The following is a 21,781-nucleotide window of genomic DNA, read 5'->3' on the forward strand; positions in this document are numbered from 1 at the left end:
GGCTTCTCAGGAGCCTTGGCTTCTACACCTAAGGACAACATTTTGTTAATCCCTGCCTGCATAAATGGATCCGCAAAAAAGTTCACAATGCTGTCGGCCACAATGCCTCCGATATCAGGCAGAGCGGTCAATTCCTCCGCCGTTGCGGACATAATAGCCTGAAGGCTGCCAAAATGCTCGGCAATCACCTTGGTTGTCGACTTGCCCGTATTGGGGATGCCAAGCGCGAAGAGAAACGCAGCGAGGTCTCGCCCTTTACTCTGCTCGATTGCCTCGAGCAGATTGGTCGCCTTTTTGGCTCCGAAACGCTCCAGCTTCACCAGATCCTCATAGGTAAGTGTATACAGATCCGCTGATTCACGTACCTCTAGCTCATCGTAAAGCTGTTCCGCAGTCTTATCGCTAAAGGTCTCAATGTCCATAGCGTCCCGTGAGGCGAAATGCGTAATCCGCGCGACAATCTGCGGCTTGCAGCCAAATCGATTATTGCAGAACAGATGGGCACCACGCTGCTCCAGCGGGAATCCGCAAGCCGGGCAGTTCTCCGGATAAATGATTTCCTCGCCGTCACTCTCCTCGGTGACTTTGCCCAGAATTTCCGGGATTACGTCATTGGAGCGGCGGATGAATACACGTGTGCCGATCGCGAACTTCAAGTTCTTGCGCTCAATGTCCCCAACATTGTTAAGCGTACAGTTCTGCACCGTAACTCCAGCCAGCTCGACAGGCTCTACCTTGGCTAACGGTGTTATTTTACCAGTCCGGCCTACATTCCAGACTACGGACTCAAGAACTGTGGTTGTCTCTTCCGCTTCAAACTTGAAAGCCACCGCCCAGCGCGGGAATTTGTCGGTATAACCAAGCACTTCCCGTGTGCGCATATCGGTGATTTTGATGACGGCCCCATCAATAAGATAATCCAGGGAGCTGCGGCGCTCCTGAATGAGATGAAGCTCATGCATAACTTGATCGAAGCTGTCGAAGTAGGAAACGAACGGATTGACTTTAAAAAAGTTATCTTTGAGGAAAGTCATCATTTCCTTATGGTTGCCGAATTTGATTCCCTCTGCATAGCCAACGTTATAGAAGAAAGCGCTCAGCTTACGCTCGGCCGTAACCTTGGGATTAAGATTCCGCAGAGCTCCGGCTGCGGCATTCCGCGCATTTTTCAGCGGATCAGCCCCGGATTCGTTATGCGCCGCCAGCACAGAAAGATTCATAATTCCCTCGCCTTGGACTTCTATCGTTCCGCCTGTGTAGGGGATTCTCAGAGGTACAGACTTGATCGTCTTCACCTGGGCAAGAATGCCTTCCCCTACAACCCCATTCCCCCGGGTAGACGCCTGAACCAGCTGTCCATCTGTATAGGTCAGATTCAGGGTAAGTCCGTCAAACTTCAACTCAACTACATAGGAAGGTGCAGGCAGAGGCGTATCCGGATTTTTCGCGTTATAGTCTCCAACCAGCTTAAGTACCCGGTTATTCCAATTCTGCAAATGCTCCTCATTCTGAGCTTTATCCAGACTCCAGAGGGGGGTTAAGTGACGATGAGGCTTAAAGCCCTTCAGCAATTCGCCTCCCACCCGCTGAGTTGGGGAATCGGGCAGTGTTATTCCGGTCTCCGCCTCAAGCGCTACCAGCTTGTCATAGAGGACGTCATACTCTTTGTCACTTACAAGTGGATTATCCAGCGTGTAGTAATGATAGTTATACTTATTAAGCTCCTCCACAAGCTGCTCCATCGAATGCATTGGATCCATGCAGGGCAACCCTCCCATAATGAATGATAAATATGTATACAACGGCTATTGGGCCTTAGTCATCAGAATCACTCGCCCAATAGCACGTCTTCCTTCCATGTTGAATCTCCAACTAAAACTTGTTGTAATGCCGTCTATTCGGCTTCTACTTTCGTAATTGGAGCAAAGCCTGCAAGCAGACGCTTCACACCAACCGGAGCTGGAAAAGCGATCTGCAGCTCCATATCATTGCCCGAGCCTTTGACAGCCACAATGGTTCCGGTGCCCCACTTGCCGTGAGCCACTTTGTCACCTGCCTTGAAATCTCCGGAGCCCGTTGCTCCAGCAGGCTTAGCTTGTACTGCACCCGGCACACCGGTTGTCACCGTTACGCGGGAAGCGTTTGGCGCTGCCTTCGCCGTGCTGCCTTCAGTCCGGCGGCCAAAGTTGCCGCCCCCACCGCTGCCGCCAAATCCACGGCCCCCGTAAGCACCGCCCACGTTGGCCCCGCGGCGATAGCGGTCGCGCGCGATATCTGTATCCTCCTTGTACTCATCCGGAATTTCATTCAGAAAGCGCGACGGCGCATTGGCCGTGGTCCGTCCGAACAAAGTCCGCATCTGGGCACAGCTGAGGAAGAGCTGCTCTTCCGCACGTGTAATCCCTACATAAGCCAGACGGCGCTCCTCCTCAAGCTCTTCCTCATCCAGGAATGCACGGCTGTGCGGGAATACGCCTTCTTCCATCCCGATAATGAACACAACAGGGAACTCAAGGCCCTTGGCGCTGTGCATGGTCATCAAGACAACGGCATCGCTCTGCTCTTCTTCCGAGTCATTCATGCTGTCGATATCTGCAATTAATGCCAGATCCGTAAGGAAGGAGACGAGGGACTTATCCTCGTTATTCTTCTCAAACTCCATCGTTACGGACAGGAACTCATCAATATTCTCCAGACGAGAGCGCGATTCGATTGTATTCTCGTTCTGCAGCTCAATCCGGTAGTGAGTCATCTCCAGCAGCTTCTCGGTAAGCTCAGTCACGGATAGATACTCCACCATCCGGTGAAGTCCAGCGATCATGTCGAAGAAGTCCACTAGGTTATTACGCGTCCGTCCCGCAAATCCCAGGTCGTCCACATACTCCAGCACACGGTAAATGGAAGTCCCCCGCTCTGCAGCAGCCGCGGCCAGCTTCGCCACGGTGGTATCCCCAAGTCCCCGCTTCGGCACATTAATAACCCGGGTCAAGCTGATATCATCGTCCGGATTGGACAGAAGACGCAGATAGGCCAAAATGTCCTTGATCTCTTTACGATCATAGAACTTGATGCCGCCCACGATTTGATATGGAATGTCCGATTTGATCAGAATTTCCTCGATCACCCGGGACTGGGCATTCGTCCGGTATAGAATCGCATGGTGTCCGTAGCTTTTGTTCTGCTTAATGTTCTTGTGAATCTCCGAAGCTACGAAATACCCTTCGTCATGCTCGGAATCCCCGCGGTATACCTTGATCTTGGCCCCGCCTTCTTTGTCTGTCCACAGTCTCTTCGGCTTCCGGCCGGTATTCAGGCCGATCACCTCATTGGCTGCATTCAGGATGTTCGAAGTTGAGCGGTAATTCTGCTCGAGCAGAATGGTTCTGGCTTCCGGATAGTCCTCTTCAAAGTTGAGGATATTGCTGATATCCGCTCCGCGCCAGCGGTAAATGGACTGGTCGCTATCCCCTACCACGCAGATGCGGTGGTGGCTGTCGGCCAGCATTTTACAGAGCATATACTGAGCCCGGTTCGTATCCTGATACTCATCCACATGAATATATTGAAATTTGCGCTGATAGAAGTCCAGCACCTCAGGTACCTCTTTGAAGAGATCAATTGTCTTCATAATCAGGTCATCGAAGTCAAGAGAGTTATTGCTTCTGAGACGCTTTTGGTACATGGTATACACTTTAGCCACAATACCCTCGAAATAATCTCCGATCTTCTGCTCATACATCTGAGGACTTACCAGCTCATTCTTAGCGTTGCTGATCATAGCCTGAACGGCTTTCGGTTCAAATTTCTTGGGATCGACGTTAAGCTCCTTCATGCAATTCCGGATGACTGACAATTGGTCGGTAGAATCCAGGATCGAGAAGTTCGATGTAAATCCGATGCGTTCAATATCCTTGCGCAAAATACGCACACACATGGAGTGGAAGGTGGATACCCAAATGTCACGGCCCTGCGGCCCGACGAGCTTGGACACCCGCTCCTGCATCTCCCTTGCGGCTTTGTTGGTAAATGTAATGGCCAAAATACTCCACGGCGCAGCCTTGCGCGTCGCAATCAAGTGGGCAATACGGTGCGTCAGCACCCGGGTCTTGCCGCTTCCCGCGCCGGCCATAATGAGAAGCGGGCCGTCTGTGGCTAGTGCGGCTTCTTTTTGCTGGGGATTAAGCTTGTTAATTGCTTGTTCTATGTCAATCATTGTGAACATCCTTTCGGTGCAAATCTACCCTCCCAAACCCTCCCTGACAGGGAGGGCCCCAAGGGCTACGCCCTCTGGACACCCGGAATGGGCGAATGAGAACGGGCACAGGGACTTGGTTAGGCTTGGATTCGGGATCGCTTGCCGTCCCTTGCGGGACCCGCTTGAATTGTGGCGGTTCTTAGTTACTGAAAGTTCTTGGGCTGTGTGAGCTGCTATATATGAAATGAGGTTATTGTGATTAGGGAGCCGCTTGTCGTCCCTGCGGGACACGCTCTACGTTAGTGCGGGGCTCGAGGGTGCTGCTTCGGCGGCGCTGGGTGCTACTGCCTGCGGGGAGCGCTCTCCCTGCGGGAATCGCTTTAGGCTTGCGCGGAGCCCGTACGCCGCTTTGGTGGTGCCGGTGCTCCTACGCGCTAGGAGCGCTCTCCCTGCGGGATTCGCTTCAGGCTTGCGCGGAGCCCGTGCGCCGCTTTGGTGGTGCCGGTGCTCCTACTTATCTTTTACAGCAGGTACGGTGGTTAGGGCTTGAAGCAGATTCATATAAATGATGTTACCCACGATGATCGTGTCGGCTGCATCAGCGGCCAGCCGCGCTGTCTCAGCGTCCGTGATTCCACCGCCGTAAAACAAACGGGACTTTGATAAAGATCTGCGGACGGTGGAGACCAGCTCCATATCCCCAAAGGTTCCACTATACTCCATATAGATAACTGGGAGGGACATCAGCTTGTCCGCCGTCTGCGCGTATGCCGCGCTTTCGGAGATAGACAGACCCCCTATGGCGTCAGTCAGCTTGGCTGCGGTAGACTCCGGATTTAGTATGATATAACCTTCTGGAACAACAAGTTCCCAAGGGATAATATACCCATAACGTTCAATGGCCTGCTGATGCCGGCCGAGGATCCACTCCGCGCGGCTAGTGTTGAGTACCATCGGGATCATATACAGATCAAACCCTGGAACTACGGCATCCAGTTCCGATATTTCCAGTACACAAGGAACCGCGTACTGACGGACACGGGACAGGAGGTCCACGGTATTGTCATAGGTAACTCCGCTGGAGCCGCCGATCATGATAGCATCGGTACCTGACATACACACGGCCTCCAGATCCTCATCAGAGATGGCCTTGTCCGGATCCAGCTTAAATACGTGTCTCCATTCATCTATCATTTGCTTCAAAAAAATTCCTCCAAAACACAGCGATGTACATCATCCACCTCAAAAAACGGAGCATCTGGTTCTGACCGCTCCGCCAACTGAGATTATGAGAGAATAGAGCCAACTGCTCCAATTTGAATCATTTTAAACAGCTTAATTCCAGTCTATGATACCCACGTGTTAGTGTCAATGTTCGTATTTTAGGGGAACACAAAAAGATACAGATTCCGGCAAATCGGCATCCGGTATCCCTTATTGATAAGCTTCTAAGCTATTGCCATTCTGCCAGCATATGCTGAATCTATCCAGCGGATTTGCTTTACGGGTTATCCAAGAAAAGAGAACCACTGCTGTGCGAGCTCCCAAGAGCTCCCATTCCATTTGAGCAGATTGGTAATATACCCGAAACGGTCGGCGTGATACAGCCCGCTGACCCCCTGTAGCGCCATGAGCTCATAGGTTCCGTCGCGCTCCAGATCAATCGGGTACAGGCCGCTAAGCGGGTCCACAAAGCCTTGAACAGGCTTTTTCAAAGTGCCATCCGGATTGTAGATCTGATTCAAATATTCTTTGCCCCGGGATGAAATATCCACCGTAAAGGTATTACCGGAATGCGGGCTGTTGACTTGTAGTCTGTAGAAGTCCAAGTAATTAACTGTGTAATTCCATTGTTGATTGTATTGGTCGGAGTCGAACAGCAGCCGCGGTTGTCCCTCTGTGAACGTGTAGACATAGTCATACGTCATAGCACCCGAACCACCAGAATCTATGCGTACCAGTACATCGTCAATGTTGTCCCCAGTAAAATCGCCCAGAAACAATGTAGGCTGATAACCTGCATTGTTACGAAGCGGGACCCGGTACGTACGCCGGTCTCCCCAGCTATGAACGACCAAGGTGATCCCTGTGATAAAAGGGCTCCCCGCCGCCCCGGCATGCCCCGTAAGGGTAACTGTATCCGGCACTTTATCCCCCGTCACGTCTCCGATCTTACGGTCAAGGACCTGCTCCGTTCCAGCAGGCCGTATGGCATATCGCGGTTGATATTTATTCATCGTCATATCTCCTTATGAACGTATTTCTAGCAGTATATGACTAGGCGCTTGCCGGGGTGAGCGAGTGGATCCGGGGTAGGGACGTAATTAGGTACGTTGAGGCGGGACGTGACGCTGGTATTTTAACAATCAGCTGCAATGGAAATAGAATAGGTGAACAGTAGTATTATCCAAGTAAAATGAAATTGGTATGGCGCATAATAATGGCAAGGGCCGTATGATATATTTCAAATAAAAGAAGGCCGCCCATTCGGGCGACCTTTCCTTCTTCCTTCTTCCTTCTTCCTTCTTCCTTCTTCTTGGATACTCGAGAATAGCTCTCTATCCGCTCAATTATAATTATTTCACCAGCTGTCCGCGGGTAACCCCGAGCTGGTTCGTCGCTTTAAGCTGCTTCCATACCTGCGTTCCGCTGATCTCTCCGCGCAGCGCCCGGGTATACAGATCAATGACTTCAAGCACCTGCTCCGGTGTCTCTTCCAGGAATTCCACTCGGTAGCTTGGCACCCCGAACTCTAGAAAATGGTTCAAATATTCCGCACCGGACTGCTCGATCGCATTGTACACGGTATTACGGCAGCCCTCGTCCACCCGTACCGGGTGAGACATGCCGATTCGGTCCTGAAGGGAAGCTCGGTGATCTTCACAAGGCCGTCCACAGTTCGTATAGTCCGTTCCCTCACTCAGGAAGGTACAGTACACACAGTGCTCCGTATGGAACATTGGCAGATGCTGATGAATAACAATCTCCATGTCCGCTGTCCGGCTCTTACCGAGCAGATCAACCATCTGCTGAATGTTCAGGTCATAAGAAGGTGTTACGGTGTCGAGTCCGGCTTCCAGGAACAATTCAACCGCTTTGTGGTTCGCGATGTTGAGCGAGAAGTCGCCGATCAGCTTTGGCTGCGGCGCCAAAGGATTCTCCAACCGGTGGCGCAGGTAGAAATACAGCGCGCCGGTGTTACGTACCAGCACCGCGTCGGGCTGAAGACGCAGGATGTTGTTATGATAGCCGTTCTCGCCAGGCATATGAATGCGCGGCGTTGCCAGCGCAATCTGCTTGCCGGCGCTCCGAGCGGCGTCTACTGCTGCCGGGAACTGCTTGATAAATTCAAAGTCGGCATAGATCATGTCGACGCCGGTCTTCAGCGCAGCCTGAACCTGCTCCAGGCTGCGGCACAGCGCGGTCAGCTTCGCCTGACCGCGGGGGATCGGCTGCGCGGACCTCGCCGCGTCGCCGTAGATCTCTACCGCCCGCTTCACATAGACGGGCGGCTTGGGACGCTCGCCCGCAAGCTGTTCCACCGCACGGCGGCGGATGCTGTTCAGCTCGCGCATAGGCACGATCACGTCGCCATGAAGCTCCGTGTCCAGCTCTTCGAGCTGGAACACCGTGCCGCCAAGGCGGCCGAACTGCTCTTCCAGCAGTTCATGGTCCATTGGACGCTTTTGTGCAACTTCAAGCTCCATCTCGGAATCCACCCGCACTGTAGTTCCCTTCTGAACATCGGTCCAGAAGGTCACAAGCGGCTGGCCGGGATGACCAATTGCCCGTACACGTACCGGGAATATACGGTATGGCTTCTCCGTCTCATAGGTCTGACGCATCCGCTTATCCAACGCCGGGTCACTCGTCTTCCAGATCCGGTCGCCCACATGGAGCTTGCGCAGATCTACGTCATTACGGCCTGGAATGATATCGATAATCCAGCCTTCGCCTGCTTCCCCTTCGATCTTAACGCCTTTGCGGCGCAAATCGTAGACGCGTCCGCCTTCTTCCTTCTTCGTAGGGTCTCCAGCATCAAATACAATCCCGTCACCACGTTTGACCGGAGCATCCAGACGGCAGACAACGCCATCCCTTAGAATCTGTTCCACACGGCCGAGATATACGCCGCGGCTCTTGGGAAAAGTCCCCTCTACAAGCTTCTTATTATTCGTACCCTCCAGGAAGCCATGAGTAAATCCACGCGAAAAGCTCTGCTGCAGCTCACGAATTTCTTCCTTGGATATACGCTCTTCATTTCCATCAAAATAAAGGTCAATCGCCTTGCGGTACTTGCTGACCACATTGGCCACATACTCAGGACTCTTCATGCGTCCTTCAATCTTGAAGGACGTTACGCCGGCCTCGATCAGCTCCGGCATGATGTCAACCGCAGCCAGATCTTTTGGAGACAGGAGATAGGCTACATCGCCCATCGGTTTCATCTCGCCATCGACCATCAGGTCATAAGGCAGACGGCAGGCCTGGGCACACTCACCGCGGTTCGCAGAGCGTCCGCCCCACATTTCCGAGGTCAGGCATTGGCCTGAATACGATACGCACAGTGCCCCGTGAACAAATACCTCCATCGGCAGCTTGGCCTGTTCGCCAATCTTCTGAATCTGCTTCAGATTGTTCTCCCGCCCAAGCACCACACGCTCCATGTTGAAGGGTTTGGTGAACTCGACGGCCTCCGGAGAGGTGATCGTCATTTGCGTAGAACCATGAATCGGGAAGTCCGGGGAGATCTCGCGGATCATTTTGACCAGACCCAAATCTTGAACGATAACCGCATCTACGCCCGCATCGATACAGGCTTCAATCAGTTCTTTGGCATCGGCTAGCTCATTCTCGAACACGAGGATATTGAAGGTAAGGAAGCCTTTCACCCCGTAGCTGTGAAGATACGCCATGATCTCCGGCAGCTCGGCCATCCGGAAATTATTTGCCCGCGCCCGCGCATTGAACTTCTCCACGCCGAAAAAGATCGCATCTGCCCCGTTCGCCACTGCGGCACGCATGCAATCCCAATCCCCTGCGGGTGCCAGCAGCTCCACGTCTTGTCTTGTTAATGCTGTACTGCTCATTTATGTCCTCCTGGATCGGCTAACCGATCAGATATATTTTAAAGGTGATCATGAATTCTAAATCAACGTCAGTGTAACTAATATAGTTTATCAGAATTTCGAGGAATGCTCTAGTGAAAAGAAATTAGCAAAAAGCAGACCCTAAAAGGTCCTCTTCAAGTTTAAAGTGAAGCCTCTCACTCTTTATGCAGATTTTCACCTCTATCTCTTTCCATAAAAAACTCCCCCTACAGCCACAGGTTCATTGATAATCACCTGTCCACCAATAGGGGGAGCATATCGCATGCAATAGTTCTATCTAATTTAGTTTAGTTTTGTGAAAACTCTGTAGGCACATTAACAGCTGTAAACGTTACGTCAATAGAATTTCCCTTTTCATCCACAACTTTAAGGACTGCATTTCTAATCGATGAGCTCTGTTCTGCTGCAACTGCAGATACTAGAGTATTCCCCTGTGCGTCTCTCCAGTTACTACCTTTTGCCAATTTACCTTCACTATCCGCTTTCCAGGTATACTCTTCATTATTGAATACTACCTTCTTTATTAGGCTAGTAGTATCGTGTCCGAATGCCCCTACGTATCTTGCGAACGTGTTCATTACATAGGAGTCAATCGCATAGGCTACGGCATCCTTTTTCTGGCCGTCTGCTCCTGTAACTTTTCCATTTTCATCTACTACCAGTTTATCATAGATACCTTTGATTCCAGCTGTAACACCGTCTTTACTGAAATCAGCAGTTACATTAGTTCCTGCTACGGTCAACTCTTTGATATCCAACCAGTTTGTTGCAGTACCACTATAACTATACTGTGTTGCTGTTGTTAAATACTCTGTAAGAGCTGCTATTGCTGCTTGATCTACTGGATTTAAGATAGCATCCATATCTGCTTTTGTAGGAAGAGCATTTGCCGTGAATGTTACGTCGATAGAATTCCCCTTCTCATCCACAACCTTAAGGTCTACTTTACTAATCGATGTATTTTGCTGAGCTACAACAGCGGATACTAACGTATTCCCCTGTGCATCTTTCCAGTTACTACCCGCAAGGTAGCCACTGCCTAATCCAGCCTTTTCTTGCCAAGTATACTCTACATTATTGAATACTACCTTCTTTACTGGGCTAGTAGTATCGTGTCCAAACGCTCCTACATATCTTGCGAACGTGTTCATTACATAGGAGTCAATCGCATAGGCTATGGCATCTTTCTTCTGACCGTCTGCCCCTGTAACTTTTCCATCTGCATCAATCCTTTGATCTACTACCAGCTTATCATAGATACCTTTGATTCCAGCTGTAACACCGTCTTTACTGAAATCAGCAGTTACATTAGTTCCTGCTACAGTCAACTCTTTGATATCCAACCAGTTTGTTGCAGTACCACTATAACTATACTGTGTTGCTGTTGTTAAATACTCTGTAAGAGCTGCTATTGCTGCTTGATCTACTGGATTTAAGATAGCATCCATATCTGCTTTTGTAGGAAGAGCATTTGCCGTGAATGTTACGTCGATAGAATTCCCCTTCTCATCCACAACCTTAAGGTCTACTTTACTAATCGATGTATTTTGCTGAGCTACAACAGCGGATACTAACGTATTCCCCTGTGCATCTTTCCAGTTACTACCCGCAAGGTAGCCACTGCCTAATCCAGCCTTTTCTTGCCAAGTATACTCTACATTATTGAATACTACCTTCTTTACTGGGCTAGTAGTATCGTGTCCAAACGCTCCTACATATCTTGCGAACGTGTTCATTACATAAGAGTCAATCGCATAGGCTACGGCATCTTTCTTCTGACCGTCTGCCCCTGTAACTTTTCCATCTGCATCAATCTTTTGATCTACTATCAGCTTATCATAGATACCTTTGATTCCAGCTGTAACACCATGTTTACTGAAATCAGCAGTTACATTAGTTCCTGCTACGGTTAACTCTTTGATATCCAACCAGTTTGTTGCGGTACCACTATAACTATACTGTGTTGCTGTTGTTAAATACTTTGTTAGAGCTGCTATTGCTGCTGCATCATCGATTGCTTTTTGCACCTTTACGAGACGTTCTTGGAGAGCACTCTTTGCTGTTCCAGCTGGCAATGCATCAACCAATTTTTTGGCTGCATCTACATCTGCTTGAACTTTGCTACCTTCAGCTTTTTCTACAGCTGTAGTTGCTAATGTTAATTGCGTAGAAGTCTCGCCACTTCCCCCACCCGTCGAAGGAGATCCGCCACCTCCTGTAGATGGGGTTGAAGGAGCAGGTGTAGAAGGTGTGGTAACAGTAACACTTCCGCTTTGTGTTCCTTCTACATTTGCTGGCTTCTTGTCAAAGGAAGCGCCTTTGGCTCCATCATTTACTACAGCAGTCTGAACTTGTCCACCGCCGAGTACTTTGACTATAGCGTCCAGAACCAGCTTAACGACTTTCGCTTCGCTGCTTAATTCAATGGACGTATTCCCCGCAGCTTTGTCTACGTTAAGGTTAGCAATAGAACCTCTTGCTACCTGTACAGACAGGGAAGCTGCAAATACTTCAACATCGTCGAACGTTCCGTTCAGAACTACCTTTGCATTTGCAGGAAGCGCTTTGGATAGTTCAACATCGGTGAAACCTTTACCTGTTGCTCCGCTTTCCTCCAATTTCACTGAAGTCTGGACGACTACGGACTCAACTTGTGTAGAACCTTCTGCTACAATACGAACAGTTCCGTCTTTCTTATCTACAACCACTTTCACGAGAACAGAGTCGACGAAGTGAATGGAGTTTTCTCCACCGCCTTGAACATTCGTAGTTCCATGGACAGTTACATTCTTAAGAGTTACATCCCCACTGCCGATACCTTGCCCGAGCGTAAGATCACCTTTGATCTCCACATTCTGCAAAATAACGCCCGGTGTAGAAATCACTACGTTGCCTTCAATGATTTGTTTCTGATCTGGCGTGCCATATGTACCTGCTTTATCATAAGTGGTTGTGGCCACTTGTCTGTTACTTAACGCGGAGTCTATCAGGGTAATCGCTTCAGCTCGTGTAAGTGAACGAGTAGGTCCGAAGGTTCCATCCGGATAGCCCTTAAGAATTTTCTTCTGAACGGCTGCAGCTACACTACCTTTGCTCCAAGCTGCGATTTGGCTAACGTCAGAGAATTGTTTCAATGCTTCAGTATCGCCTTCACTAAGCCCAAGTACTTTAAATACTACAGTCGCTGCTTCTTGGCGGGTAATTGGAGCATTTGGATGAATCGTATTGTCTGTATATCCTGTGATATAACCAGCCTTCACTGCTTTCGCCACATCTGTATACGCCCAATTGGATGCGGATAGGTCAGTAAAATTCACATCTGCTGTATCAGAAAATGCAAAAGCACGATTGATCAAAGCAATAAATTCAGCTCTTGTGATTGTTTGGTTGGGCTTAACTGAACCATCCTGAAATCCATGAAGGTTTCCATTATCAACCCATGATTGAATTTGTTTCTCTGCCCAATGTCCTGCGTAATCTTTCCCCGTTGCCGTCCCCGCAGAAGCAACTCCCAAGGAACTTAGTGCCAAGCTTAAACCTAACACACCAGTGACTGTACTACGAGTCTTCTTTCCCATTCTTCATCCTCCTGATTTAAAATCATTCTCACTAGATTAGTTCTTTAGAACTGTATACAGCGTTTCCATTGTATTCCATCCCATGTTAGTTTTACAGGTATTAAATCCCAATTTATAAACATTTCTGGTCACAAATACTCTATAGAGATACAAAGGAACCATGAATATCCAAGGATATCATGGTCCATATGGTATGATTTGGTTACTCTTTAAATTCAGCCATCCCTATCTCTCGTTAGCCAAAAGACCTAATTTATCCAAGCAAAAGACTTCACAGCTATCTCAAGCGCAGCATCTGCTCAGATGTGCAATTCGTATCATTTAAAGTGGTTGTGATTTGGTAGACTTGACCGCCACGTCACTAAATAAAATCACTTGTTTGAACTGCCCCGCGCCATTCACGGTCTGGCGGATGCAGAATACCGTAGCCGGAGCACCAGCCAGTGTCACATTATCTATTCCTTGCAGCGTAAAGTCTTTAGTAATCTTCGCAGCTGCCAGACCGTTAGATCCAGATCGCAACTGGTATTAGCTTCAAGCTTCAAGCTTGAAGCTTAGAAAATGGTTCAAATATTCCGCACCGGACTGCTCGATCGAATTGTACACAGTATTGCGGCAGGCTTCATCCACCCTTACCTGTAACCATGGATGACAATTCAAAGTCACTTGAACTAATATGGTTTATCAGAAATTAGAGGAATGCTCTAGTGAAAAGAAATTAACAAAAAAGCAGATCCTGAAAGGGATCTGCTCTTTGCACATCAATAGGCTTGCAATCTAGTTGAAGAACTGATTCTTATCAGCTCCTGTGAGGGATAAGGTTACATCCACCGTGTTCGCGACAATTTTGAAGTGAGATTCGTCCACTTTGACTGCTGTAGCGGACACCTGAGCATTAGTCAGTTGCGAGTTAAGATTAGTAACCAAACTATCCATGCTAGGAAAATTACCCTTTAGCACAATAACAGCTGACTTCACCCCATCACTCACGGTAAAAGTACGGTTCTTGCTGTTATCTAGATCCGTACCAGTATAATGAGCATTTTGGAAGAAATAGGACCAGTCATTCCCACCCAGGGTAATCGAAGCCGATGACCCTGTTGCGAAGGTGGAGATAAAGAATGTATCACTAAACCCGTAACCACTCACTGTCCGTGTCATAAGATTAATTCCGTGTGCATTACAGTAATCCTGTATGAAGCTGTCTACCGCGGAGCCAACCACCTGCCCCATGGTAAATCCATTCAATGGTATATTCCAGGTCAGATCAACAGGGATAGTAATTGTCCCATCACTTATGGTGAAATGCTTAGGGTTTGTTGCGAAATCTGTTGAGGTGATTTGTTTGCTCTCTTGTCTGGCTTGTGTTGCAGAGACGGTGGAGTAGTCAAAATTGGTTACTGCCTTACTAGAGACCGTCTCAAGTACTTTAGCCTTAACCTGAATTGTAATTTCCTTTGTATCCGATACACCGCCCGATGTAATAGTGGCAATCAGCACGACGTTCGAATTCACTGACAGACCATCTCTTACCACATCCCCAGTTGCTACATTTACAATCGAGGATTGCGATGGATCTTGTAAAGCCCAGGCTACCGTAGCGCCATCCTGAGTTCCTGGCAATGTCACCTTATTGTCGATGCCGTTATACACGACATTTAAATTAACTTTAGCTGCTGCCACTAGTTCTAAATTAGCAATTACTGCTTCGGCTTCCGTTAGCTTGGTGATATCCCCTACCAGCACCTTTTGAGCTGAAGTTAGAGTGTTATAGTGCGTACGCGCTGTAATTACAGCTGTTTTATTGGCAATGGTGATCTGTGCTTTTGCTGGTAGAGCCGCAATTTCGGCTTTCACCGGAACTGCTGCTGCTTCATCGGCAGCTGCCTGGGCTTCCAATGCTGCAATGGCATCTTCTGCATCGGTCAGCTTAGAAATGTCTCCTACCAGCGTCTTCTGAGCTGGAGTTAGAACATTAAAGTGCGTACGTGCTGTAGTTACCGCTGCTTTGTCTGCTAGAGTTACCTGTGCCTTTGCAGGCAGGATTGCGATTTCGGCTTTCACCGGCGCCGCTGCATCCTGATCTGCTTGAGCTTCCAGAGCTGCAATGGCATCTTCTGCATCAGTCAATTTCGTAATATCCCCTACCAACGCTTTCTGAGCTGGAGTTAAAGCGTTATAATGCGCACGCGCTGTAGTTACAGCTGATTTGTTTGCTAGAGTGACCTCTGCCTCAGCAGGCAAAGCGGCAATTTCAGCCTTCACTGGATTTGCCGCCGCTACATCGGCTTCCAACGCTGCAATAGCGGTCTCCGCATCGGTCAGCTTAGTGATATCCACCACCAGTATCTTCTGGGTGGCGGTTAAATCATCATAATCTGCGCGCGCCTTGGTTATTGCTGGTTTGTCTGTTAATGCAATATCTGCTTTTGCGGGCAGCGCTGCAATTTCAGCTATGACAGGGCTGGCTGCTGCTACATCGGCTTCCAACCCTGCAATAGCATCTTCCGCATCGGTCAATTGTGCAATGTCCCCTACCAGTATCTTCTGAGCGGCGGTCAAGGCATCATAATCCGTGCGCGCCTTTGTTACTGCTGGTTTATTTGTTAAGACGATATCTGCCTTTGCGGGCAGAGCTGCAATTTCAGCCTTCACTGGATTTGCTGCTGCTACATCGGCTTCCAAAGCTGCAATAGCGTCTTCCGCATCGGTCAATTGTGTTATATCTCCTACCAGCGTCTTTTGGGCGGTGGTCAAAGCATCATAGTCCGTGCGAGCCTTGGTTACTGCTAGTTTGTCCGTTAGAGCAATATCTGCTTTTGCAGGCAAACCTGCGATTTCAGCTTTTACAGGGTTCGCTGCCGCTACATCGGCTTCCAGAGCTGCAATAGCATCTTCCGCATCGGTCAATTGTGCAATATCCCCTACCAGCGTCTTCTGGGCGGCGGTCAGGGCATCATAGTCCGCGCGTGCCTTGGTTACTACTGGTTTGTCCGTTAATGCAATATTTGCTTTTGCGGGCAGAGCTGCAATCTCAGCCTTCACCGGATTTGCTGCTGCTACATCGGCTTCCAGAGCTGCAATAGCATCTTCCGCATCGGTCAATTGTGTAATATCCCCTACCAGTATCTTCTGAGCGGCGGTCAGGGCATTATAGTCCGCGCGCGCCTTGGTTACTGCGGGTTTGTCTGTTAAAGTGATAGCCGCCTTTGCAGGCAGATCTGCAATTTTCGTTTTCACTGCATTAGCTGCATCCTGATCTGCCTGTGCTTCTAAAGCTGCAATAGCTGTCTCCGCATCAGTCAATTTCGTAGTATCCCCTACCAGCGTCTTTTGAGCGGTAGTTAAGGCGTTATAGTCCGCACGTGCCTTGGTTACTGCTGGTTTGTTGGATAGGGTAACGCTTGCCTTTGATGGTAAAGCTGCAATCTCGGCTTTTACTGGATTCGCAGCTGCCTCGTCAGGGGTGATTTGAGGACTCCCACCACCGCCAGTTGATGGCGTTGATGGAACTGGGGCAGGCACACTAGGAGTTGTCACAACAATACTCCCACTCTGTGTCCCTTCCACAGTTGTCGGTTTCGTATCAAATGAAGAGCCCTTCGCCCCTTCATTAATAACGGCCTTCTGAACTTGCTCACCACCGAGCAAATCCACAACCGCATCCAGAACCAAGTCAATAACTTTCACTTCATTCTTAAGCTCTATAGATGAGTTACCAGCAGCTTTATCCACGTTAAGCTTAGAAATTGAGCCTCGATCTGCCTGTACGGACAGTGAGGTTGCAAGAATGTCAACATCGTCAAATGTACCATTCAGCACTACTTTTGCATGAGGTGGCAGTAATTTTGACAATTCCACGTCACTAAAACCACTGCTTGTTGTACCGCTCTCTTCCAGTTTGGTTGGAGTTTGGACAATGACGGACTTGACTTGTGTAGAGCCCTCGGCAACAATGCGAACCGTGCCATCCTTCTTGTTCACAATGACCTTGACGAGAATCGAATCCACAAAGTGGATAGAGTTCTCCCCCCCACCTTGTACGTTCGTAGTCCCATGTACGGTTACGCCTTTCAGGATTACATCTCCGCTGCCGATTCCTTGTCCGAGGATGAGATCACCCTTGATCTCCATGTTCTGCAAAGTTACCCCAGGCACAGAAACCACAACATTGCCGTCAATGATCTGTTTCTGATCCGAAGAACCGTAGGTTCCAGCTTTATCATAGGTTGTTGTATTAGCTTGTTTGTGTTCTAGGGCAGATTCAATAAAAGTGATCGCTTCGGCACGTGTCATGGAACGGTTTGGCCCGAGGCTTCCATTTGGATAACCTTTCAGCAATTTATTTTGCACAGCGGCCGCAAGACTACTTTGGCTCCATGCCGAAATCTCGTTCACATCGGTAAATTGCTTCAATACTTGCACTTGTCCATCACCAAGTCCAAATGCCTTGGATACAATAGACGCTGCCTCTTGTCTTGTTATCGGAGCATCCGGGTGAATAGAACGATCAGAATAACCTTGGATATAACCAGCCTTTACTGCCTTCGCTATTTCCGGGTAGGCCCAGCTTGAAGACTTAAGATCGATAAAGCTGATATCTGCTGTATCCGAATTAGCCAATGTCCGGTTAATCAAAGTAATGAATTCAGCCCGGGTAATTGTCTGGTTAGGCTTTACCGTACCATCTGAGAAGCCGTGAATTGTGCCATTATCGACCCATAACTGAATCTGTTTCTCTGCCCAGTGGCCAATATAATCCTTGCCAGCCGCTGTCTGAGCAGAGGCAACACCAATAGAGCCCAGTGCCAAGCTTAATCCTAGCGCACCGGTAATCGTACTACGAATCTTCCTTCCCATTCTTCATCCTCCATTATTAAATTTCCGCATTCTCTAATTAGTTCATATGAACTAGCTGCTGTTCCTAAGAATACTATTATTCAGGAAGCTAGAGTAGGAACAAATTACCTATAATTCGGGATTATCGAAAAAAAATCAAAAAAGCTATGAGGAAGGTCATAGCTTTTTGTGTCTTTACTTTACTTTTTTAAAAGATTGGATTGCTTTCTCAAGTGCAGCCTTCTGCTCAGATGTGCTATTCGTATCATTTAAAGTGGTTGTGATTTGGTAGACTTGGCCGCCACTGTCACTAAATAAAATCACTTGTTTGGACTGACCCGTACCATTCACGGTCTGATGGATGCGGAATACCGTAGCCGGAGCACCGGCCAGTGTCACATTATCTATTCCTTGCAGCGTGAAGTCTTTGGCGCTCTTCGTTGCTTCGTTATAATAGCTTCGCAGCTGCCAGACCGTTAGATCCAGATCGTTGCTGGAACTAGCTTCGAGCTTAAAGCTTCCACCTGGGAACTGATATTCAGTCTGGGATTGCTCGTAGCGTTCATTTACAGCTGTCCAATAGAGCGGGATGCTTACCGTATATTGATAGCTATTTGAAGCTTTAAGTACACTTCTAGTCGTATCCAGCAAGAAATGATAGTCTTCCAGATTGCCAAGAATTTCGGTATTACCCTCAAAATCAATATCCAGTGATGCCAAAATATCCTGGTAATGCTCTGCCCCAGCCTCTAGTTCTCTTGGAGCCGAGTAATCTAGAAGATAGCGGTATCCTCCGTTTATCAGCATGACCTGCTTCTCTTGATACCATCTGCTCCCGTAAGTATACTCGGCCCGCTGAAGTAATGCCTTCTCGCCTGCTGCCTCAATCTGAGTGGCACCTCCCCATTTGTAGGCATCCGGAAGAAAGGTCCGCTTATACTGTTCCTGCAGCTGCGTTGCCCAGCTATCCAGAGTTAGACCCGCAGGGGCTGAGGCTACATGAATGCTTAGTGACTCCCCGTTCTTACCTGTGAACACCCTATGCGAATTGTCCGCTGTCCACTCTGCAGGAATTTGCAGTGAAATTCCATAGTCGTCATTATAAGTCTCGGTCATCCCGTTCTTAACTTTAGATAAGTCTTTAACGGATTTGTCCGCCAGGTCGAACCCTGGCTCAAAGGTATCCAGAAGAGCGTCATACTTTCGCAAATCTTTATAAGTCTTCGCAGTTTGGGAGGCCAGGTACAGGGTGTATATTCGGCCTCCCCCATAATAAGCTCGCTCTTGCCACATGGACCCGTCTTTATCTGTAGTCACAATTCTTGCATAAGGAACCTTGGCCCGCGTCACAACCTGTTGATCCAGCACCGTCTCACCGCTGTTCTTGGCACTTGTGAGGAGCGTATCCATCAGAGTATCCGCGTCCGCTGTCTCACTCATCCTTGATCCGGCATGAACCTCCAAATAGTACGTGCCTTCACTATCAGAGAAGGTAGCCATACTCTCGTCCCCACTGTTCCCCGGAATGAGTCCGCTTGGATACTGCATCGTCCACCCATAATAGCTGTTGCCGATTCTAGTCTTTCCGGTATCACTATCTATGCTTCCATCATCAGCCGGGTCTGCTACTTCCTGCGTGTCAAGCCGGACAATAATCTGTCCGCCTTCCTCTGTGCTAACCTTAGCCCCTATGCTGCTTGCAACGATCCGCAGAGGGGCCATAAATGTATTGTGAAGCATGGCTGGAGCAGCTTCTGATCTGAGCTTGTGTCCATCTACCCAGATCACAGGACTACCGAGAGTAAGAGCTATGCTATGCTTGCCCTTCAGAATTGTAACCGTATTTCCATCTCCGAGTTTAATGTCCGCTCCAAAGGCTTTCTTAAATACACTCAGTGGAACCATAGTGACGCCATGCGTCTGATAAGGCTGAATAATGGTCTGTGTAGAACCGTTGATCTCCGCATTCTGGCTGCCCACTTTGATACGAAGCTCCTGTACCTCAGCGGCATATGCCACATTATATACTCCTGAAGCCACGAGGGTTAAAGCCAAGCTAAGAAGGATGACGCTTGTTTTCTGAACTATTTTCATATAGAGATTCAACCTCTTCTCTTGGGAATCTAAATAAGCTGAGTATGTCTTGATTGATCCTGTCATTTGAAGAGCACCTGCTATGAATCATCGTCCTCACTTCCGGCAACTGCCGAAGAACCTGTATCCTTGGATAGAACCAGCTTGCGGGTTACAATATCCCCGTCCGACTCCAGCCAAAGGGTCACGGTCTGCCCCGGGCTGAACGATTTTAGCAGCTCATTCAGATCAACTACGGAAGATATTTTCTTTCCATTCACACGGTAAAGCACATCACCCGCATGAAGGCCTGCCTTCTGCGCCTCAGAGGAATTCACCTTGGTGATAGTCATTTGCTCGTCTCCTGGCAGCCCGACAATGGAGGGCCAGCTTTCCTCCAGGCTGACACCGAGCGAAGGCCGGTTAACCTCCCCATATTTAAACAGCTGATTCACCACATACTGTACTGTTTCTGCCGGTATAGAGAAGCCCATATTTTCTACTCCCACAGCTTCAAATTTCATTGAATTAATCCCTATAACCTCACCCTTCATATTTAAAAGAGGTCCACCGCTGTTGCCTGGATTGATGGCTGTATCAGTCTGAATCAGCCGATATGCCGCATTCACCGCCCGATTGAGTCCGCTGACAATTCCTTGAGTTGCTGAATTACGCAGGGAGAAGGAGATCGGCGTACCTAAAGCAATCACCTTTTCGCCGACTAATACATTTTGCGAGGAAGCCGCAAACTTCGCAGGCACAAGGTTTTTGGCGTTTATTTTAATAATTGCAATATCACTGACTTCATCCTCATAGGACTCTGCGATACTGTACGACTTCCCATCTGAAGTAACGACGAGGGCATTCGTCAGGCCTTGTACCACATGGGTGTTCGTCACGATCCATCCATCGGATTTGATGATGACCCCTGTCCCATGAGCAAGATCGTACCTGCTGTCCCCTTGATCCTTGTTCTCGGCACTTGTTGGTCTTCCAATAATGCCCACAACTGAGGGAGAGACCCCTTTAATAATCTGAGGAATGATATCATTCTGTGAGTTCAATTCCCCAGCTGCCTTAGAGTTGGACTGCGTAGTCTTAGGCGTAGATTTCGTCTTAACCGCCGCGACTGTAGACATCGTGCCAGTTAGAGAACCTTTAGATTTACTTTCTGCTGATACGCTCAAACAACTGCTCACCCCGATTACTGTGCCTAACAGAAGTGCTGCAGCCGCTTTGCTCTCAAATCTCATCCTCTCACCGGCCCTCTCTCACTAAATAAAACTCTACTACCCATTTCTACTAAAATGGGATGTATTGGTAGATTCAATGTATCACAGTTTGATTCCCCTCACAATTTGTCTCTGAAAGGATCTTTAAGGACCTGCTTTCACGTAAAAAAGTAAAAGACACCCTATCTGCTTGTGGACAGACAAGGTGTCTTGAAATTCATACATATTAATTCAAAACTCTCTAAATTTCGATTATGCTAGCCATTAACAGCTAACCTCTAGCTACTGAACCAAGCTTTGATCATTGCAAAGTCCGATGCCAAGAAGACGAGCAAGCTTACAATCCCGAAACCGATTGCAAAAAGATTCTTGTCACGGGCCTTAATCAGGCGATACACCCCGATCAAGATGAGAACAGTGAACAGCAGCATAAAAATATCAAACATATTAAAGGTTGTTGTTGTTTCTCCTGGCTCGATTGCAAGCAACCACATGCTGGGTACCCCCTCTGAATTCACAAAATTTACACATCTTCTTATATGTTATATTCACAATAAGGCAGATGCAAGAGAAATCACGAAAAAGTTTTGAATTCCATATAAGCCGCAGTTAAATGTTCACATTTGAGGGTACAGTCGTAACTACGGGGAATGCTTGGACTTTCGGCCGCTGTTGTCTCCAGATTTCTTGATTTATACCGCAGGGCGGATGAAATCCGGAGACAAAGGCGATCGCTTTCGCTCCTACAGTTCC

11 protein-coding genes (1 of these 11 running past the window's edge) are annotated in these 21,781 nt (G+C 48.5%); all 11 read right to left on the reverse strand.

The genetic code is table 11. The annotated features are described in order from the left end of the window. On the reverse strand, positions 1–1,760 hold the 5' portion of the coding sequence (ligA, locus tag ACRRNK_RS19550) for an NAD-dependent DNA ligase LigA (RefSeq protein WP_433944269.1). It extends 253 nt beyond the left edge of the window; 1,760 of the gene's 2,013 nt are visible here — the first part of the coding sequence; it begins with the start codon at positions 1,758–1,760; its stop codon lies off the left edge, out of view. Between the two features lie 134 nt (positions 1,761–1,894). Next, positions 1,895–4,222, reverse strand: a complete 2,328-nt coding sequence (gene pcrA, locus ACRRNK_RS19555; protein WP_433944270.1) for a DNA helicase PcrA — start codon at positions 4,220–4,222, stop codon at positions 1,895–1,897. A 483-nt stretch (positions 4,223–4,705) separates the two neighbouring features. Beyond that, positions 4,706–5,398: a heptaprenylglyceryl phosphate synthase gene (locus ACRRNK_RS19560; RefSeq protein WP_433944271.1), complete on the reverse strand. Its 693-nt coding sequence runs from the start codon at positions 5,396–5,398 to the stop codon at positions 4,706–4,708. Positions 5,399–5,703: 305 nt separating this feature from the next. Continuing rightward, complete coding sequence (locus ACRRNK_RS19565; RefSeq protein WP_433944272.1) at positions 5,704–6,432, reverse strand: VCBS repeat-containing protein; 729 nt, start codon at positions 6,430–6,432, stop codon at positions 5,704–5,706. Positions 6,433–6,771: 339 nt separating this feature from the next. Beyond that, the gene (locus tag ACRRNK_RS19570) at positions 6,772–9,285 is read right to left on the reverse strand and encodes a DUF3656 domain-containing U32 family peptidase (RefSeq protein ID WP_433944273.1); all 2,514 of its coding nucleotides are present in this window, start codon (positions 9,283–9,285) and stop codon (positions 6,772–6,774) included. Between the two features lie 308 nt (positions 9,286–9,593). Further along, the gene (locus ACRRNK_RS19575; RefSeq protein ID WP_433944274.1) at positions 9,594–12,884 is read right to left on the reverse strand and encodes an S-layer homology domain-containing protein; all 3,291 of its coding nucleotides are present in this window, start codon (positions 12,882–12,884) and stop codon (positions 9,594–9,596) included. A 321-nt stretch (positions 12,885–13,205) separates the two neighbouring features. Next, positions 13,206–13,406 (reverse strand): hypothetical protein, encoded by a 201-nt coding sequence (locus ACRRNK_RS19580; RefSeq protein ID WP_433944275.1) that lies wholly within the window; start codon positions 13,404–13,406, stop codon positions 13,206–13,208. A 255-nt stretch (positions 13,407–13,661) separates the two neighbouring features. Beyond that, complete coding sequence (locus tag ACRRNK_RS19585; protein ID WP_433944276.1) at positions 13,662–17,744, reverse strand: S-layer homology domain-containing protein; 4,083 nt, start codon at positions 17,742–17,744, stop codon at positions 13,662–13,664. 174 nt (positions 17,745–17,918) lie between these two features. Next, positions 17,919–19,817: a stalk domain-containing protein gene (locus ACRRNK_RS19590; RefSeq protein WP_433944277.1), complete on the reverse strand. Its 1,899-nt coding sequence runs from the start codon at positions 19,815–19,817 to the stop codon at positions 17,919–17,921. Between the two features lie 80 nt (positions 19,818–19,897). After that, the gene (locus ACRRNK_RS19595) at positions 19,898–21,049 is read right to left on the reverse strand and encodes a S1C family serine protease (protein ID WP_433944278.1); all 1,152 of its coding nucleotides are present in this window, start codon (positions 21,047–21,049) and stop codon (positions 19,898–19,900) included. Between the two features lie 257 nt (positions 21,050–21,306). Next, on the reverse strand, positions 21,307–21,522 hold the full coding sequence (locus ACRRNK_RS19600) for a DUF2759 family protein (RefSeq protein WP_127198347.1): 216 nt from the start codon (positions 21,520–21,522) through the stop codon (positions 21,307–21,309). Between the last annotated feature and the right edge of the window lie 259 nt (positions 21,523–21,781).

The organism is Paenibacillus sp. SN-8-1 (genome assembly GCF_050995535.1).
In the GTDB taxonomy this organism is placed as follows: Bacteria; Bacillota; Bacilli; order Paenibacillales; family Paenibacillaceae; genus Fontibacillus.